Genomic DNA, 18396 nt, shown 5'->3' with positions numbered 1-18396 from the left:
GGCTTCCCCGCTTCCCGCTTCCCCGCCTTCTTCGCCTGCGGATCCCCTTATCGCCGCGATCCGTACCAGTCGATCGTCTCGTTCCAGCGAAATTGGCCGTAATACTCCGGCGCCACGTCGATCGCCGCGATCCATTCCCGGGCGCCGGAGCCGTCAGGCGCACCGATCCAGGCGGAAGCCGCGATGCGGTCGGTTCGCACCCAGCCGAGCCGTCCCGCCGCCGGTATATACGCCGGCCCGTAGTCGCCGAACGCGCCTTCCGGCGCGGTAATCGCCGCCGACGTCGCTTGCGGGACGTCGACCCGCGCCAAGAACGGCTGCGGCGCTCCCGGCTGCGGCGCTCCGCCGCCTCCCGAACTTTCCGCGATGCGGGAGACGACCATCCGCCCCGCGTCCGTCCATACCGGGTCGCGATCGGCGAACCCTTGCGGCGTCAGCTGCGTCTGCTTGCGGAACGGCGGACGCTTCGTCGTCAGCTTCTTGTTGGAAGCGGCGTCTCTCCCTCCTCCCGCAATAAAGGCGAGCGTGTCCCCGCGCGGCGACCAATCGACCCAATCGTCTCGGTTGAGCATCTCGCCGGCCGGAAGCAGCCGCTTCCCGTGCCAGCGCAGGACGAGCAGCGTATCGCTGTCGGCGGACAGCGAGGCGGTCGGGACGCCGATGAACGACACCCATTTCCCGTCCGCCGACCATTGGAACCGGCTCGTCTGCACGGCGAAAAACGATTTCGACTCGCTCGGAAACGTCAGCAGCAGCTTGCCTCTCGGCGTATCCTGCCCGTACTCGAACGGCACCTCGTACAGCGAAATGTCCGACCAGCCGCTCGGCAAAAGCTGCGACTGCGTCGAGACGAGGAACCCTTTGCCGTCCGGCAGCCACGAAAAGTTGCCGACTCCCGGCGACGCGGTCTGGAACTTCTGCTCCGCCGCCCGGTTCGGATCGGTTACCTGCAGCATCGAACCGTCTTGGAACGCGAGCAGACTGGCGGCCGGCGACCATTGGTAGTTGTCCCCGTTCCCGATTTCGATTCTCCGGTCCGTCGCGGGGTGATACAGGCGGATCGAGCGCTCGCCCGACGTATAGGCGATCCATTGCCCGTCCGCCGACCACGACGGGCGGTGCGCCTGCTCTCCGTACGTCAGCCGCCGCTCCCGCTCCCCGGTCTTGATCCACAGGTCGCCGCCTCGGATGAAGGCGGCTTGCAGCGCGCCCGCCCCGTCGCCGGACGGCTCCGCCGCCGATGCCGACGCCGATGCCGGCGGCAGGCCGAAGGCGCCTAAGGCTGCGGCAAGCGCCAGCGCCGCGGTCAGGCACAGCAGCGCCGCTTGGCGGTATATCGTTCTTTTATGCATGGTTGGACTGCCTCCTAACGGTGGAAGTTGCAGTCCTAAGTTTTCCAATAGAGGGAACGGTTATGCGGGGGCGGCGAGGCGCGGCACCGTCCACCGTGACCTCGCAGCTTCTCCGCCGGCGAGCGGCGCTATCCGGCCAAATTAGGTACATTCGTACCTTATTTGGCCCTCCAGCTCGACGAAACGCCCAAATAACGTGCATTTGTACCTTATTCCCCCGAGCCAGCCTCACGAGCGGCGCTTTTCGGCCAAATTAGGTACATTCGTACCTTATTTGACCCTCCAGCTCGACGAAACGTCCAAATAACGTACATTTGTACCTTGTTCCCCCGAGCCACCCTCGCGAGCGGCGCTTTCCGGTCAAATAGCGCAACGTTTTACCCGATCCCCCGACCGGGAGCGGAAACCGCCCCCGTTTACGTTTCCCCCTTCCGGGGCATAGTGAAAAATAACCAAACCAACCGGCACTCCGCCACTCGAGGTGACCTTCTCCATGAGCCTGAGCGTGCTCGCCATCATCCCGGCCTACAACGAAGAAAAGAGCATCGCGCAAGTGATCCGCAAAATCAAAAGCTGCCGGCCGGAGACGGACATCGTCGTCGTCAACGACGGCTCCACGGACGGCACGTCGCGCGCGGCGCGCTCGACGGGGCTCGCCCGGGTCGTCGACCTGCCGGTCAACGTCGGCATCGGCGGCGCCATGCAGACCGGCTACCTGTACGCCGACCGGCTCGGCTACGATATCGCCGTCCAGATCGACGGCGACGGGCAGCACGACCCGGAGGAGCTGGACAACGTCATCTCCACCGTCGCCAGCGGCGAGACGGACTGCTGCGTCGGCTCGCGGTTTCTGCACGGGGCGTCTTACCGCTCGACGGCGTTCCGCCGCACCGGCATCGCCTTTTTCGCCTGGATGATCCATTGGATGGTCGGCAAAAAAGTGACCGACCCGACGTCCGGCTTCCGTGCCGTCAACCGGGACGTCATCGCGCTGTTCGCCCGTTACTACCCCTACGACTACCCGGAGGTGGAGGCGATCGCGATGCTCGTCCGCCGAGGCTACCGCGTGACGGAGACGCCGGTCCGGATGCACAGCCGCCAAGCGGGCAAATCGTCGATTACGCCGGCGAAATCGATGTACTACATGATGAAGGTGTCGCTCGCGGTATTGATGACACGGATACGGGATGTGAGATGAACGAGTGACGATTTATTTGCTGTCCGCCGTCTTTTGCCTGATCTTCCTGTTCGCGACGATCGAGCTGATCCGCCGGCAAAAGCTCGAGGAGCAGTACGCGCTGCTGTGGCTCGGCCTCGGCCTCGTCATGCTGCCGTTCTGCCTGTTCCCGGACATGCTCCCGAAGCTGTCCGAGCTCGTCCGCATCCATTATCCGCCGTCACTGCTGTTCCTGATCGGGCTCGCGTTCTCGCTCGTCTTCATCCTGCATCTGACGATCGTCATCTCGAAGCTGCAGCGCAAGCTGACCCGGCTCGTCCAGCAGCTGGCGCTGCTCGAGGCGGGCGCGAAGGAGGGAGCCGCGGATGACCGCCATCGGAATCGTCCTACTTAACGTGACGCTGCTCGTCGGCGGGCAGCTGCTCTGGAAAACGGCGCTGACGCAGCAGCCGCTTCGTACGCTCGGCGGACTGCCGCAGCTGATGACGAATCCGTACGTGCTGCTCGGCGGGCTCGTCTACGCGGTCGCGACCGTAATCTGGTTTTTCGCGTTAAGCCGCTACGACATGAGCCGGATTTACCCGCTTCAGTCGATGGCTTACGTCGTCGGCGCGATCGCCGGCATCTGGCTGTTCAAGGAATCGGTGACCGTCCACCAATGGATCGGCATCGCGCTGATCGTGGGCGGCGCCTGCTTCATGGCGAAATAGGCGGGGCGCGGCCCGACCGCGCGCTGCCTGCGAAACGGAGGGATCGGAATGGACCGTACCGGGGAACCGCTCGGACGAAGGACGGCGATAAACGTTTACCGAGCCGCGCTTGGCGTCATCCTGACGTTGGCGCTTGCGCTGCGGCTGCATTATGTGTTGAACGAGACGTACGCGCCGGTGGAATGGGATCAGCTCGAATATACGAAGCTCGCCATCCAACTGCTGGAGCACGGCTTCTACGCCTACCGCGATACGGTGCCGAACACGCTCGTCACGCCCGGGTTCCCGATGCTGCTCGTCGCCGTCTATGCGCTGTTCGGCTACGATGCTGCCAACCCGGCCTCGATGGATTCGTACATGGCCGTCCGCGTACTGAATTGCTTCATGAGCGTCGGCGCAATCGGGTTTCTGTACCTGATCGGCACCCGGCTGTTTCATCGGTTCGCCGGCCTGCTGGCGGCGCTGTTCGCGGCCGTATACGCGCAGTACGTATGGGCGTGCTCGCTCATTTTGACAGAGGTGCCGTTCCTGCTCGCCTTCACCGCATTTTTGTACATGCAGGTGCGCGTCGTCCAGGACAACCGCCTCCGCGACCACGCGATCATGGGGCTGCTGCTGGCGGCCGTCGTGCTGATCCGGCCCAATACGCTGCCGCTCGCGGTCGTGCCGTATTTGTTTCTGTGGGCTAGGCACCGCAAGCCGTTCGCCAAAGAAATCGGATATGCGGCCGCCGCCTTCGTCCTGCTTATGTCGCCGTGGTGGATCCGCAACGGGATGACGTTCCACGCGTTCATTCCGGTGGCGCGCGGCGAGGCGGGCAATCCGTTTCTCGGCGGCACCGATCCGTATTTCCGCGGAACGATCGATTGGACGCGGGTGAACGCCATGAGCGGGGAGGAGCAGATGGCCGAAGGGCTCAGGCGCATCAAGCAGGGGCTGATCGACGACCCGTGGCTGTGGATCAAATGGTTCACCGTCGGCAAATTCGCCGTCTTCTTCAACCATCTGTGGGTCGGGCCGTATCAGGTGTTCGTGCCGGACTGGTACTTCGCGGCGCTGCGGCGGCTTCACTTCCTGCTCGTCTATGCCGGCTGGTTCACGCTGCTGACGCTGCGGACACGGTCGCTCCGGCTCTTGTTCGCCAACCTGGCGCTCTTCCTCGGCATCCATCTGCTGTTCATTCCGGTCGACCGGTATTCGTTCGGCATGATGCCGTTCCTCATGCTCGGCACCGCGTACTTGGCGTCGAGCGCCGCCTTCGTCCTGGCGCGGCTCGTCCGGCTGATCCCCGCTTGGCGCCAGCGGCCCGAATGAACGCCGACGCGCGCCGAAGAGCCGGCCCCCGGATTCGATCCGGAAGCCGGCCCCTTGGCGCGCGCTACGGCAGCAGCTGCTTGTTTTTGCGGTATTCGCTCGGCGAAATGCCGTAATACTTTTTGAACGTGCTCGTGAACGTCGACGAGTTCAAGTACCCCGTCTTTTCCCCGATTTCGGCGATCGACAGCTCCGTGTTTTTCAACAGCTCCTTCGCATGCGCCAGCCGCACCTTGTTCAAGTATTCGACGAAATTGACGCCGAACGTCTTCTTGAAGTAGTTGGAAAAATATTTCGGGGTCGTCTCCAGCTGCTCCGCCATATGGTCGAGGTGCAGGTTGCCCATATAGTTCCGTTCGATATATTGCGCGATCGACGTCGGATCGAGCTTGCTCTTCGCCCCCGGCTTGCCGGCCTCGGCGATGACCCGGATCGCCCGGAACAGCGCGTCGCGAATATCCTCGTAGCCGGCGGCGGCGTCGACCGACCTGTTGAACTCCATCTCCAGCGCGACGACCGCCTTCGTCTCCATGTCGCTCGTCTCGACGTGCTTCAGCAAGCCGTAAAACACCGTTCGCGCGACCGTCGCGAGCTGGTGGACGTGAACGTGCCGCTGCATGTTTTGCTCGAGCAGCCCGCCCGCGATCCGTACGCTCTCGTCCGCATTGCCGATGAACAGGCTGTGCGACGCCTTCTCGATCTCGTCCGGCGGCGCGTACACCTTCCACGTATACCGGATCGAGTGGACGTCGACGACCGCGTCGTCCGCGTGAACGTTCCGATAGGCGAAGGCGTCGGCCGCCTCCACGTACGCCCGCCGGACGTTCGCCGTTTCCGCGGCGTAGCTGCGGCTGACCGCCGCGTCCGCGAAATAGCTCTGCCATTCCTCGAGCATCGTTTTGTTTAGGAAGCCGCGCAGCTGCTTGACCGCCTGCTCGCGGTCGGACGGCCGCTTCAGCGCGATCGTCGCCGCGAACGTCCCCTGCGCCAGCGGGAAGACGTACGCTTCCTCGAGCCGCTCCGCCAGCTCCGCTTGCAGGAAGGCGGCCGTCTCGTCAAGTGCCGGAGCGGAGGGGGAATCGTCGCCTCCCGCCTTCGGCCTCACCCGGATCAACGTGAGGACGAAATGCCGCTCCCGATAAAACTCGGCGAAGTACCGCTGCATCTTCAGCTCGGTTTCCCGCGACACCGGGCTTTCGTGAAGCGCATTCAAAAACGCCGCCCGGCGCATTTCCAGCCGGAACAAGTCGAGCTGGTGCTTGAACGACTCGTTCTCCTCCTGGATTTTGACGATGCCGGTCCGGATGTTGAGATAGTCCGCCCCCTTGTCGTCCCGTCCGCCGAGCAGCTTGCGAAGGTTTTGCACCGGACGGTACAAATAAAAGCTGAGCAGCATCGACAGCACGAGCGCGCAGGCGATGGCGACCGCCATAATTTGCCGGTTGGCGTCGCCGACCGCGTTCAGATCGGCGAACCGGTAAGGCGCCTTGTTGATGTAGATGAAGCCGTTGAAATCCGACTTGAACAAATTGTACACGTAATCGTTCCGCTTCAGCGTCGCTTCCGGGCTCCCGTTGAAGTTCAGCTCGTACAGCATGTCGACCAGGTCCCAATTCTCCTCGGTGTTCAAAATAATGTTGCGGTCCTGGTCCATCACGATGAGCGACGTCCCCTTCATCATCGACTCCTGGTTCACGTGGCGAAGCAGCTTGTCGTAATTCAGGAAGACGAGAATGTTCGAGTCGTAAATATGGTTGCTGCCGAGCACGGGAATGAGCCTTCGGCGCTTCTCGGCCGATCCGTCCTTCTCCGTATACCATTGCGACGGAAGGACGCGGAACGGATGCTTCGACCTCGTCAGCGACTTCCAATAGTCGAGATTGTAGGACGGATGGCCGAACCGGTTCGGCATGAGCTCCTCGAGACGGATCGTGCCGTTCAGCGTGATCGCGAGGTCCGAGCCGCGATGGAACACGACGACGTCCTCGATGAAATCGGTGGACGAGGCGATCGTCTTCATGTCCTTCGCCGTCATGTACATGCCGTGCAGGTCGGCCGTCCCGTCGTCCGACCATGCGCCGTACGGCAGCTGCTGGATCGAATAGATGACGTCGTTGATATCTTTGAAGCTGTCGTCGAAGTCGCGGATCATGTTTTTGACGACAAGCTTGTTGTTTTCGCTGACTTGGTTATATATACCTGTTATTGAATTTTTATACACCAAATAGTTGGAAACGAACATGATGATCGCCACCAAGAGGAGCGCAAAAAAGATTTGCAGCAGCCCTTTGTTGGCAATCATCTTGAGCTTGGGCATTGCCCCACCCCCACCTGCGAACAACGAGGAGAACCGAGTCGTCATGTCGACATGACATGACTATATTCGACATCGACGACCGTTAACCCTTCTCCGAGCCGAGCATAATTCCTTTGGCAAAATATCGCTGGGCGAACGGATAGATGAGCAGCACCGGAATCATCGACACGAAAATGGTGGCGTTCTTCATCGCCTGAGGCGTAATGGTCGCCTGATCGATCAGTCCCGTTTCCTTCGCCGTATCGAACATCAGCATGTCGCGAAGCACGACCTGAAGCGGGTACAAATCGGCGTCGTTCAAATAAATCATCGGAATGAAAAAGCTGTTCCAATGGCCCATGAAGAAGAACAGACCGATGGAGGCGAGCGCCGGCTTCGACAGCGGGATCATGATGTTGAACAAGATCCGGTATTCCGACGCGCCGTCGATCAGCGCCGATTCCCGCAGCGAGCCCGACATCGACTCGTAGAAGCTTTTCAGGATAAGCAGCTCGACCGTCCAGATCGCGTTCGGCAGCACGATCGCCCACATCGTGTCGATCAGGCCCAGCTTCGAGACGATCAAGTAGGTCGGGATGATGCCGCCGGTCAAAAACATCGTCAGCACGATGGCGATCATGAAAAATTTGCGTCCGAAAAACCCGGGTCTCGACAGCGGATACGCCGCGATGGCCGTCATGAGCAGGTTGATGAACGTCCCGACGCCCGTATACAAAATCGTATTCAAGTAGGAGCGCGGAATTCTCGGGTTCTCCAAAATTTGCTTGTACGCGTCCAGGTTGAACCCTTTCGGCCACAAAAACACTTTGTTCTGGACGATCGACGCCGTGTCGCTGAACGATACCGCCACGATATAGAGAACGGGATACACCGTGACGACGGCGACCAAGCCGAGAACGACGGTCAGCACCGCGTCGAAAAGGGTAAATCGTTGCTGAAGCGCGCTTCCTTTTACCATAACCCTTTTCCTCCCGCTTTTTTGCTGATCAGATTGGACAGCAGCAGCATGACGAGGGCGATCAGCGATTCGAACAAGCCCACCGCGGCGGCATAGCTGTAGTTCGTCTCCAGCAGCCCTTTCCGGTACACATAGGTGGAGAAGACGTCGGCCACCTCGTACGTCATCGGGTTATAGAGCAGCAGCACCTTCTCGTAGCCGATCCGGAACATGGAGCCGGATTTGATGATGAACATGATGACGATCGTCGGCATGATGCTCGGTATCGTGATGTAGCGCATCATGTGGAACCGGTTCGCGCCGTCCACTCTCGCCGCTTCGTACAGCGTCGGGTCGATGCTCGCGATGGCGGCCAAGTAGATGATCGCCTCGAAGCCCATATGCTGCCAAATGTCCGATCCGATATAGACGGTGCGGAACCATTCGGGGGCGGCCAGGAAGTAGATCGGCTCGAGGCCGATCGCCTTGAGCAGCTGATTGACCAAGCCGTGCGTCGGGGACAGAAAATCGATGATCATGCTGCTGACGATGACGACGGACAGAAACGTCGGCAAGTAGCTGAACGTCTGGACCGCCTTCTTGAATTTGACGCCGCGGACCTCGTTCAGCAGGACGGCGAACAAGATCGGGAACGGGAACGTCCACAGCAGCGTGAACAGGCCGAGCAAAAACGTGTTTTTGAACAGCAGCCAAAAGTCGGGGCTATCGAAAAATTTGCGGAAATGCTCGAGCCCGACCCATTCGCTGCCCAATATCCCTTGATACACGCTGTAGTCCTTGAACGCGATGATCAGGCCGTAGATCGGGCCGTAGCGGAACAGCACGTAGAACACGATACAAGGGATGAACAGGATGAGCAGCTGCCGGTCGCGCTTCATATGCCGCCAAATCGAACCGAGGCGGGAGCCGTTGACGCGCGGTTGCGGTCGGTCGGTCAGCTCGGGTTGTGTCGTAGTCATGGCTTCCTCCTCCTATCCGACGGATAGGACAGGCACCCGAACGGATCGTGCATCCGGGTGCCTCCTTCCGTGCCGGTCTAACTCGACGTTACTTCGCTTCGTCGAACCGCTTTTGCGCGGCGTTGTAAGCGTCGATGAACTTTTTGGCGCCGAGCTTCTCGGCGTTTTGCAGCCACTCGTTCCATTGCGCTTCGCCGAACTCTTTTTTCATGATATATTTCGTCGCGAACTCGTTGGCCGCCTTGTCGAGCGTCGTGCGCAGCTCGGCCAGCGTCTTCGACTCGTCGTCCGTAAACTTCAGCTCCGGATCGGCCGGCTCGAACTTCTTCGCCTTGATGATTTTATCTTGCGCTTCCTGCTCTTTCTCCGTGAACTTGTAGTAGACGCTGCGCTTGTCGGGACGCAGGTACATGCCTTCGAGCCACATGCCGTATTTCGTTTCGAGCGCCTTGATGTCGACGTTCGGCACGTCCTTCAGCTCCGGATAAACCGGCTTGCCGTCCACGAGATTGTACGTTTGGCCTTCGATGCCCATCGTGACGAGCGAGGAGCCGGACGGGCTGGTCAAGTAGTCGAGCAGCTTCAGGGCGATTTCGCTGTTTTTGCCTTTCGGCACGACGATGCCGAAGTTGCTGATTTTCGGCAAGGAACGGACGTTGCCCGTCGGTCCTACCGGGTTCGCATAACGCAGGTTGTATTCCGGGTTCGTCGATTTGACTTGGTTCGCGAACGAATCGAGACGGCCGATCCAGTCGAACGTGACGAACGATTTGTTGTTGGTCGTCATTTTCGCCGTCCAGGACGCGTCGGTGTCCGTGATGAACTCCGGATCCATCAGCCCTTCGTCGTACAGCTTCTTCATGAAGTCGATTTGCGCCTTGAATTCCGGCGCCGTGTACGCGAGCTTCCACGTTTTCGCCTTCTCGTCGAAGAACGCCGGGTAGCTCGTGCCGCCGGTTCCCCAGCCGTAAGCCCAGTCGCGGAAAATGTTCTCCTTCGTCTTGGACGCGTACGGATACGAATCCGGATAAGCCGCCTTCAGCTGCTTGAGCGCCGCGTAAAACTCGTCGGTGTTCGTCCATTCCTTGATGTTGTGCTTGTCGAAAATGTCCTTCCGGTACAGGAACCCGTGGTTGACGTCGCGGTTCAGCCCGTAGATCGGCCACGTGTACATGTTGTTTTTCTCGTCGGACCACGATTTCATGACCCAGTTGTTCTCGGCGTTGTCGACGTACAGCTTTTTGAAGTTCGGCAAATCCTTCAGGTGCTCGTTGATCGGCGTCAACGCGCCTTGCGCGCCCATTTTATTGATCTCGGCCTGCGTCTGCCCGTGGAAAATGTCCGGGAGCTTGCCGGAGGCGACGACGACTTTCATTTTATCTTTGTACGTTTGCGAGGAATACGCCTGAATGTCGAGCTTGATGCCCGTCCGTTTCTCGATCTCTTTGACGACCATCGATTCGGCCAAATTCGGGTTGTCGCTGACGAGCATCCAAGTCAGCGTCGTCGGCTTGTCGACGATCGGAAGCTTGATGCCCCCCGTGTCGCCGTAGTTTTGCGCCGCGGCCCCGGCTTCCGATTTTTGCTGCGTGTCCGGCGTCTGCGAGGCGTTGTTGTCTTTCGTTCCTCCGCAGCCCGCAACTAGCAGCGCCATCGCCGACAGCGACAGGAACATCGATTTGTACTTGCCTGCCATTCGTTCGTCCTCCCTTTGATCGTGTAGGTGAAGCTGGTGTGCCCGGTGACTCCCCGGTATCGTTTCGTTTGCACAGTCCCCATTATAAAACGCTTTCAGCCGGAGTAAATGAAGCGTTTTCAGCGCGATTTGTTTTTTCACGATTTTCGCTTCGAATTTCGAAAAACCGTTGATACGAAAGGGTTTTCCGGATGCGGAAAATGCTAAAGCGGTAGAAAATGATAAAAAATCGAATGCGTGACGGACGGGTTTGCGCGGGTCGGAACGCGCGTCTTGGACGCCGATATCGGAGTCCGGACCTTAGCATAACTCCCGCCCTATGACGGCGGCAACCCGGTCCGGCTTCCTTTTTATGGACCGCCGAAAACGGACGAGCCCCCGCCGGCACGCTTGAGCGTGCGACGGGGGCTCGTCCTCCAAGTTAATTTCTCGAAGCCTTCACGTTATCGAAGTAGACGTTGCCGGCCGAGCGTTGGCTGAATAGACGAAATGCGCTTATTTTCGGGCTGGCCGCCGCATACGGCTCGGAAGCCCGCTCCGTCAGCGTTCCGTTCTGCGGACCCGTACGGAACGTTACCGTGCCCGCGACGAAATCCAAATCGATCGCGACCGTATACCAAGCGTTCAATTGAAAGCCGGGCAGCAGAGGGCGGTACGTGCCGCTCGTTCCCAACCGGTACTTCAGGCCGTTCGCGCTATCCGTCTGAATCTCCAGGAAGCTGGCGCCCGTATAGATCAGCAGCTTATCCCCGTTGTAATTCGCCTCGCGGCTATAGTCGAATTGGAGGCGGGCCGTCGGCCCTTCGGCGATGAAGTCGTAGACGAACTGTCCGGCGGCGCCGTTCGGCACGCTCAAGCTTTTGTCCGCGGCGCTCGGCACCGAAGCGACCGGCCAGACGGACGGCCAGTCGTCGGGATAGGCGGTATAAGGCTGACCCGCCGTTCCGTCGTTGAAATCGACGAACAGCTCCGAGGACGGGCCTCCGACCGTAACGGCGACGCCGTCCGAAAGCGGCGATTCGCCTTCCGCGTTGACGGCGCCGATCTTGTAATAGTACGTCGTATCCGGCGTCAGCCCTTGATTCCGATACAAGGTTCCCGTATCGGCGCCGATCTCCAGCTTCCGGTACGGCCCGTCCGGATGCTCCGCCCGATAGATCGCGTAATGGTCCGCTCCGGCTGACGGATTCCAGCCGAGCGCGACTTCGTTCCTTCTGGCGGAGGCGGTCACGCCGGACGGCTCGGCGGGGCCGTTCCAAGCCTTCATATTGTCGAAGTAGACGTTGCCGGCCGAGCGTTGGTTGAAGACGCGGAACGCGCTTATGTTCGGACTGGCCGCCGTGTACGGTTGCTGCGTCCGCACGGTCAACGCCCCGTTCTTCGGCCCCGTCCGAAACGTCACCGTATTCGCGGCGAAGTCCAGATCGATCGCCACCGTGTACCATTCGTTCAGTTGGAAGCCGGGGATGAGGCTGCGGTACTCGGTGCTCGTCCCGAGCCGGTACCGGAGTCCGTAGACGGAGTCCGACACGGTCTCGAGGAAGTTCGTCCCCGTATAGATCAACAGCTTGTCCAGGTCGAAGTTCGCCTCGCGCTTGTAATCGAAGCGCAGGTGCGCCGTCGTCCCGGGGGACGTGAAGGCGTAGGCGAACGTGCCGGCCGCGTTGGGCGGGACGCTCAAGCTTTTGTCCGCCGGGCTCGGCGTAGGCGATACGGTCCAGGCTATCGGCCATTCGGCCGGCACGACGTACGGCTGCCCGTCCGTACCGTCGTCGAAATCGACGACCAACGGCTTCATCGGCTCCCGGGTCGCCGCCGCGGCGTGCAGCGACAGCGCCGACTCGCCTCCGGCCGTCACGGCGGTCACTTTGTAGGCGTACCCGGTTCCCGCCGTCAGCCCGTCGTTCGTAAACGTCGGGGCCGTCAAAGCCGCGGACGTTAGTTTCGCATACGTCCCGTTCGCGCTGCCCGCGCGGTAGACGTGGTAGCCGGTCGCCCCCGCTACAGGCGTCCAATCGAGACGAATCGAGTCCCGGTCCAGCGCTTGCGCCCGCAGCCCGCTCGGCGCCCCGGCGATCGCGACTTTCGGCACCGCGGGTACGACCCCTTCCGGGAACGTATCGATCGTCAGCTCGTTCAAATATTTCTCCAGGTTCGTATAGCCGTCGCCGGTGAAATCGGCTTTTCCGTCGAGCGGATCGTTCGGGTTCAAGCCGTGCTCGCGCTCCCAAACGTCGGGCATCCCGTCGCCGTCCGTATCCGCGGGCACCTCGGCCGTTTGCAGCGCCGGCCATTGCAGCGTCACCTTCGTCGCGCGCTTCTCGTCGAGCAGCGCTTGCTCTTCCGGAGTGACGGCGTTCGCGGTATAGATGACGCTTCCCGTCCCGTTCATGACGTCGTTCACGACGGCGCGGTCGACCGAGTCGCGCTTGAGGCTCGCCCCGGCGTAGTTCAGCACCTTCCCGTAAGCGGCGTCGGGGCTATCCTGCGGCGACGGGTTGGGCATCGCGTAAGGCGTCGCGACGAACAGCTGCGGATTTTTATAAATGCCCGCGAAGTTGTTCGGGTGACTGCTCGAGGACAAGCCGCCGTCCCGGCGGACGCTCTTGTTGCCGGTCAAGGCGATGCTGGAGCCGAGCTCCGCTTCGGCCATCCGGTCTTGAACCTGGGTGCTCGCGCCGGCTTTGTAATAATTGTTCACCATGTTGCCCCGCTCGTTTTCGCCGTACATGCTTTTGTAGCCCCAATCGTAGATCACGTTGTTGCGGACGTCCATCGATTTGCCGGAAAACCGCGGATTGCGGCTGTCGTTATGCGCGAGCAGGTTGTAATAATACGTCGCGTTGTCGCCGCCCCAGATGCCGCCGTAGCCGTGAAACCCTTTGCCGGCCACATTGGACAGGACGATCGTTTGCGCCACCGTGCTGTACTGCATCGTGAAGTCGGTGTTTTGGTAAAAGGAAGCGGACTCGTCGCTTCCCCAGCTTGCCGAAATATGGTCGAAGACGAGCTGTTTGCGAAACCGTCCCGTGACGCCGTCCATGTCGACGCCCGCTTCGTCTCCCGTACGGAAGCGGAGATAGCGAACGATCAGGTTGTCTCCTTGGAACACGACGGTATGCTTCTTGAACGTGATGCCGTCGCCCGGCGCGGATTGGCCGGCGATCGTCAGGTTGGAGGCCGTCACGAACAGCATCGACTGCAGCTCGATCGTCCCGGACACTTGGAATAAAATCGTCCGGTTGCTTTGGCTGACCGCGTCGCGGAACGAGCCGGGGCCCGAATCGTTCAAATGGGTAACGTAGTACACGTCCCCGCCGCGTCCGCCTGTCGCATACTTGCCTCCCCCTTCGGCTCCGGGGAAGGCGGGGATCGTGCCGGGTACGACATCCGGCGGCGGCGGAGGAGGATCGAGCGGCGTCCCGACGGCGGGTCCGACCAGCACGGCGTACATCTGGCCGAAGCCGATGTGCCCCGTCGCGTTGTTCCCTCCCAATGCGACGGTTCCGGCTTTGAAGGTGCGCGCATAGACGCGGTACACGTTCGTCGCCGTGACGTTGCCGGCCGCATCCTTGACCTCCGCTTCGATCGTATTCCCCGTATACGTCCAACCATATGACGGGGTCAGCCAATAATCGGCGGAGAACGGATCGGTATAAGCGTCGTCGGCGTGCATCGCGACATAGATCGTGGCATCCGCGTCGATCGTGAACGTCAGGAACGGGTTCGCCGGCTCGTTCTTGTGCTCCGTTCCGCCGCCGGTCTGAATAAACGACAATCCGGCATAAGGTCCCACATCGGAAAAGGTCGTATACGGATCGTTGACGTACACCTGCCGTCCGGCCTGCAGATCGGCATATACGGCATAAGCGACCGGCGCGAACCATTCGTTGTTAAGCTCGATATTGCGGATGCCTATCGCGGAGGCTTGTACTCGGGGCGAAGGCGACAGCTGCAAGGCGATCGCAATCGCGAGCAGCAAGCTTATCGATTTCTTCATCATATTCCTCCTTCGTAATCGTAGCGTCCTCGGCCAAGCGAACGTTATCCGACCGCATCGTTTGCCATCCGATCACCTCCCCGGAGCGCGTATGCAAGCGCTTGCTTATCGCTCCTTCGGTTCCGATCATACCCCCGTTCGGCGAAACGGGACCAGATGCATCTGATCGGGCCGCCGTACGTTTTTTTAGAATGGCCGTCCGGACGGTCCCGATCGGCCCGGAAAAAGCGGCATTCTAAGGAATCGTACCCCCGTCACGAGGTGTACCTTGTACGCACGGGGGGCGCCTTTGTAAGATGGGGAGGAAGCGCTACCAACATCCGCGGAAGGAGGCGAAAACGTGAAACGGAACGAAACGAGGCGCAGCGGAAGGAGTCGAGGCACGTGAACAAAGCGGCGGCCTTAGCGGGCGACCGGACGGTCGTCCGGAACGGTTGGAGGTCGGCGGTCCGAAACGGGTGGGCGCGCTCGAAGCACCTCCATTTATTGGCGTTGCCGGGGGTTTTGTTTTATTTGATTTTCAATTATGTTCCGATGTACGGCGTCCTGATCGCCTTTCAGGATTTTCAGCCGAACAAAGGAGTATGGGGAAGCCCGTGGGTCGGATTCGACCAATTCGCGGCCTTTTTCAATCATATGTATTTTTGGCGGGTTATCCGCAACACGATTTTGCTGAGCGTGCTCGAGCTGCTGTTCGTCTTTCCGCTGCAAATCTTGTTCGCGCTCCTGCTGAACGAGGTGCGCAGCCGCTTTTACAAACGGTTCGTGCAGACGGTAAGCTACCTGCCCCACTTCATATCGCTCCCGGCGATCGTCGGGATGCTGTTCATGTTCCTGTCGCCCCAGGACGGGCCCTTGAACATGCTGCTCGTCAACGTATTTCGGATGGAGCCGATCAACTTCATGGGGCAGTCCGAATGGTTCCGGCCGCTGTACATTATGTCGGACATATGGACGCAGCTCGGCTGGGGGGCGATCATTTATTTGGCCGCCTTGACGAACGTAAACCCGGACATGTACGAGTCCGCCTCCATCGACGGGGCGACCCGGCTGAGGATGATCTGGCACATTACGCTGCCGGCGATCCAGCCGACCGTCATGATCATGCTGCTGCTGCAAATCGGCAAAATGATGTCGCTCGGGGCGGACAAGGTGCTGCTCATGCAGTCGCCGGCGACGTACGAGGTGTCGGACGTGATCAGCACGTTCGTCTACCGGCGGGGGCTCGAGTTCGGCGAGTACAGCTTCGCCACGGCCGTCGGCTTTTTCAACTCGCTCATCAATATCGGCTTGCTGTTGACCGCCAACTGGATCGTCAAGAAGACGACCGACAACAGCTTGTTCTGATCCGAAAGGAGGTGTCCCCATGATCCGAGATCGATCGCTGTCGTCGAAGCTGCTGGACGCTGTCGTCCACATCGTCATGCTCTTGGTGCTGATCGCGACGATTTACCCGGTGCTGTACGTCTTGTCCGCCTCGCTCAGCAGTCCGACCGCCTACAACTTGGGCAAGGTGTCGATTTTCCCGGTCGATGTGACCTTGAAGGCGTACCGCCTCATCTGGGAAGCGAAAACCGTCACCCGCTCCTTTCTGAACTCCGTCGTCTATACGATGCTCGGTACGGCGATCAGCATGCTGCTTACGACTTCGCTCGCCTACGCCTTGTCGCGAAAGCGCTTAACGCTGCGAAGTTTCTACCTGGTGTTCGTGCTGATCACGATGTATTTCAACGGAGGGATGATCGCCAACTTCTTGCTCGTGAAGCATCTGGGCTTATACGACTCGATCTGGGCGATCGTCTTGCCGACGGCGATTTCGACGTATTACTTGATCATCATGCGCTCTTACTTCCAAGCGATCCCGGAGGAGCTGAACGAGTCCGCCTACCTGGACGGCGCCAACGATCTGATCATCTTCATCCGCATTACGCTGCCGTTGTCGATGGCCGCGCTGGTTACGATCGGTCTCTTCTATGCGGTCAATTATTGGAACGCGTGGTTCTCTTCGCTGCTATACTTGAAGGATCAGGACAAATACCCGCTGCAGATGGTGCTTCGCCAAATCATCATCCGCTCGGAGCTGCTCATGCAGTCGATCCGCGCCGGGGAAGCGTCGGCCAGCGAAATGGCTTCCACGGACGTGACGTCGGTCAAATATGCGACGCTGTTCGTGTCCATCGGGCCGATGATGATTTTGTATCCGTTCATTCAAAAATATTTCGTCAAAGGCGTCATGATCGGTTCGTTGAAAGGCTGAAGCCTTGTTACATGAAGGAGGAATCCGAGTGGGGAAATCGAAGAAAGCGCTTGCAATATTGATGGCCGCCGTCCTGCCCGTTACGCTCGCCATCGGCTGCACGAAGGAGGGCGAATCGAATGCGCCCGCGCCGGGTGCTTCCGGCGGTTCGGCGTCGGGCGGCAAGTATGAGAAGGAATTGACCGTCACGGTGTCCCGGGCGATCCTGGACGCGGCTACGGTGAAGGACGATTTGGAAGCGAAGATGCTGAAGGAAAAATTCAATCTCGTATTCAAGGCCGAGGATTACAGCCGCAACGATTGGCCGACCAAAACGACGCTGCTGTTCTCGACCGGGGACGGGCCCGAGTTCATTCCGTACGCCCGGGACCAGTGGAAATCGGTGGAATGGATGTCTTCGGGCTTCCTTCGTCCGTTCGAGCCGGATGAGCTCAAGCAGAAGCTGCCCAACTATATGAAGCTGTGGACCGACGAAGAATGGGATACGGTGTTCAAGTCGACCCGCTTCTCCGACGGCAAGCTGTACTTCCTCCCGTCGAAGCGGACGATTCCGGTGCAGACGGCTTGGCAGTACCGCAAAGACCTGTTCGACAAGTACGGGTTGACCTTCCCGAAGACGCCGGACGAGATGATCGCCGCCCTGCAGACGATCAAGGACAAAACCGGGCTCATCCCGTTCGTCTCGCCGGGCAATTCGTCCAGCCCGCTGTGGGCGGTCAGCACGTTTTTCCAAATGTTCGGCTTTCCCGACCTGATTCTGAGCTGGAACTCGTTCGTCGATCCCGTCACGAAGCAGTTTCACGCCTACCCGCTCGCCGGCGACCAGAGCCGCGACATGCTGCGGTTCCTGAACGCCATGTACAAACGCGGCTTGATGATGAAAGATTTCGCGACCGCCACGGCCGACCAGACGAACAAGCTGATCGCGCAAGGCAACAACGTCATCATGCAGACGATTACCGATCCTTCGTACAACAACGGGCTGCAAAAAGCGGCCGCCCCGGACGTCGACTGGGCGTGGGTCGACAACTTCGACCATCCGTCCCGCGATCCGCAGAAGACGATTTACAAGCGGGAGGCGTACCATTCGTACTGGGGACCGGCGATCAAGAAAGGGACGAGCCAGGAAAAGGTCGACCGTCTTCTCGATTACTTGAACTGGGCCGCCTCGGAGGAAGGCCAGCTCTGGTACACGTACGGCAAGGAAGGCGTCACCTACGAGAAGAAGGACGGCGCCCCGCGCTTCCTGCCGACGATGAGCACGCCGGCCAACGCCCAGGGCGACAAGCTGTCGACCTACGGCATCAACATCGGGTCGATCGGACTCGGCGGCTTCCTGACGCTGCACAAGTCGTTCGACGAAACGTTCAACAAGACGAAGCTCGACATGAGCAAAACGATCCCGGCCAAGCCGAACTACTTCGGTCCGATCGAGCCGATCTTCCAGTTCAACGAAGCCGACCGGAAAAAGCTGGTGGGCCTGGAGACGAACCTGAACGGCGTGCGGGACGAATATTGGCTGAAGTTCATTACGGGAGCGCTCGACCCGTCCAACGATTCGGACTGGAAGAAGTTCATGGACGCCGCGAACAAAGCCGGGCTCCCGGAAGTCGTGAAGCTGCGCACGGAAGCGTACAACAAGGCGAAATAAGAATA

13 protein-coding genes are annotated in these 18396 nt (G+C 60.0%); 7 read left to right on the top strand and 6 right to left on the bottom strand.

Annotated elements, in window-relative coordinates; translation table 11 throughout:
- Positions 1-47: 47 nt before the first annotated feature.
- Entirely contained in the window at positions 48-1352 is a 1305-nt protein-coding gene (locus DLM86_RS19240) for an alpha/beta hydrolase (protein WP_110841673.1), read from the bottom strand.
- A gap of 493 nt (positions 1353-1845) precedes the next feature.
- Between DLM86_RS19240 and DLM86_RS19235 the strand changes: the two genes are divergently transcribed.
- The 4 genes from DLM86_RS19235 to DLM86_RS19220 are packed head-to-tail and all read left to right on the top strand — an operon-like array spanning position 1846 to position 4553.
- Entirely contained in the window at positions 1846-2550 is a 705-nt protein-coding gene (locus DLM86_RS19235) for a glycosyltransferase family 2 protein (RefSeq protein ID WP_110841672.1), read from the top strand.
- A gap of 4 nt (positions 2551-2554) precedes the next feature.
- A complete protein-coding gene (locus tag DLM86_RS19230; protein WP_110841671.1) occupies positions 2555-2923 on the top strand; it encodes a DUF2304 domain-containing protein in 369 nt (122 codons plus the stop codon).
- Positions 2895-3239, top strand: coding sequence for an EamA family transporter (locus DLM86_RS19225; RefSeq protein WP_110841670.1), 345 nt, complete (start codon positions 2895-2897; stop codon positions 3237-3239). Before DLM86_RS19230 ends, DLM86_RS19225 begins: the two co-directional genes overlap by 29 nt.
- Before the next feature lie 48 nt (positions 3240-3287).
- The gene (locus tag DLM86_RS19220) at positions 3288-4553 is read left to right on the top strand and encodes an ArnT family glycosyltransferase (protein WP_110841669.1); all 1266 of its coding nucleotides are present in this window, start codon (positions 3288-3290) and stop codon (positions 4551-4553) included.
- A gap of 64 nt (positions 4554-4617) precedes the next feature.
- On the opposite strand, the gene DLM86_RS19215 is transcribed toward DLM86_RS19220, so the two are convergent.
- From DLM86_RS19215 to DLM86_RS19195, 5 genes are all read right to left on the bottom strand, one after another.
- The gene (locus DLM86_RS19215; RefSeq protein WP_110841668.1) at positions 4618-6870 is read right to left on the bottom strand and encodes a helix-turn-helix domain-containing protein; all 2253 of its coding nucleotides are present in this window, start codon (positions 6868-6870) and stop codon (positions 4618-4620) included.
- 82 nt (positions 6871-6952) lie between these two features.
- On the bottom strand, positions 6953-7828 hold the full coding sequence (locus DLM86_RS19210; protein WP_110841667.1) for a carbohydrate ABC transporter permease: 876 nt from the start codon (positions 7826-7828) through the stop codon (positions 6953-6955).
- Positions 7822-8787 (bottom strand): ABC transporter permease, encoded by a 966-nt coding sequence (locus DLM86_RS19205; RefSeq protein WP_110841666.1) that lies wholly within the window; start codon positions 8785-8787, stop codon positions 7822-7824. The genes DLM86_RS19210 and DLM86_RS19205 overlap by 7 nt, the downstream gene beginning before the upstream one ends.
- Before the next feature lie 88 nt (positions 8788-8875).
- On the bottom strand, positions 8876-10483 hold the full coding sequence (locus DLM86_RS19200; protein ID WP_110841665.1) for an extracellular solute-binding protein: 1608 nt from the start codon (positions 10481-10483) through the stop codon (positions 8876-8878).
- A 421-nt stretch (positions 10484-10904) separates the two neighbouring features.
- Positions 10905-14483, bottom strand: coding sequence for a fibronectin type III domain-containing protein (locus DLM86_RS19195; protein ID WP_158289567.1), 3579 nt, complete (start codon positions 14481-14483; stop codon positions 10905-10907).
- A 384-nt stretch (positions 14484-14867) separates the two neighbouring features.
- Between DLM86_RS19195 and DLM86_RS19190 the strand changes: the two genes are divergently transcribed.
- Genes DLM86_RS19190 through DLM86_RS19180 form a run of 3 tightly spaced genes read left to right on the top strand, consistent with a single transcriptional unit; the run spans position 14868 to position 18391 of the window.
- A complete protein-coding gene (locus DLM86_RS19190; protein ID WP_245954719.1) occupies positions 14868-15830 on the top strand; it encodes an ABC transporter permease in 963 nt (320 codons plus the stop codon).
- A 19-nt stretch (positions 15831-15849) separates the two neighbouring features.
- Positions 15850-16740 carry a carbohydrate ABC transporter permease gene (locus tag DLM86_RS19185; RefSeq protein ID WP_110841662.1) on the top strand — a complete coding sequence of 297 codons (891 nt, stop codon included), beginning with the start codon at positions 15850-15852 and terminating at the stop codon, positions 16738-16740.
- Positions 16741-16768: 28 nt separating this feature from the next.
- Positions 16769-18391: an extracellular solute-binding protein gene (locus DLM86_RS19180; protein WP_110841661.1), complete on the top strand. Its 1623-nt coding sequence runs from the start codon at positions 16769-16771 to the stop codon at positions 18389-18391.
- Positions 18392-18396: the final 5 nt, after the last annotated feature.

Source organism: Paenibacillus flagellatus (assembly GCF_003217775.1).
In the GTDB taxonomy this organism is placed as follows: domain Bacteria; phylum Bacillota; class Bacilli; order Paenibacillales; family NBRC-103111; genus Paenibacillus_AB; species Paenibacillus_AB flagellatus.
Note: the sequence above shows the minus strand (reverse complement) of the source record. Positions and strands in the feature narration are given on the sequence as shown.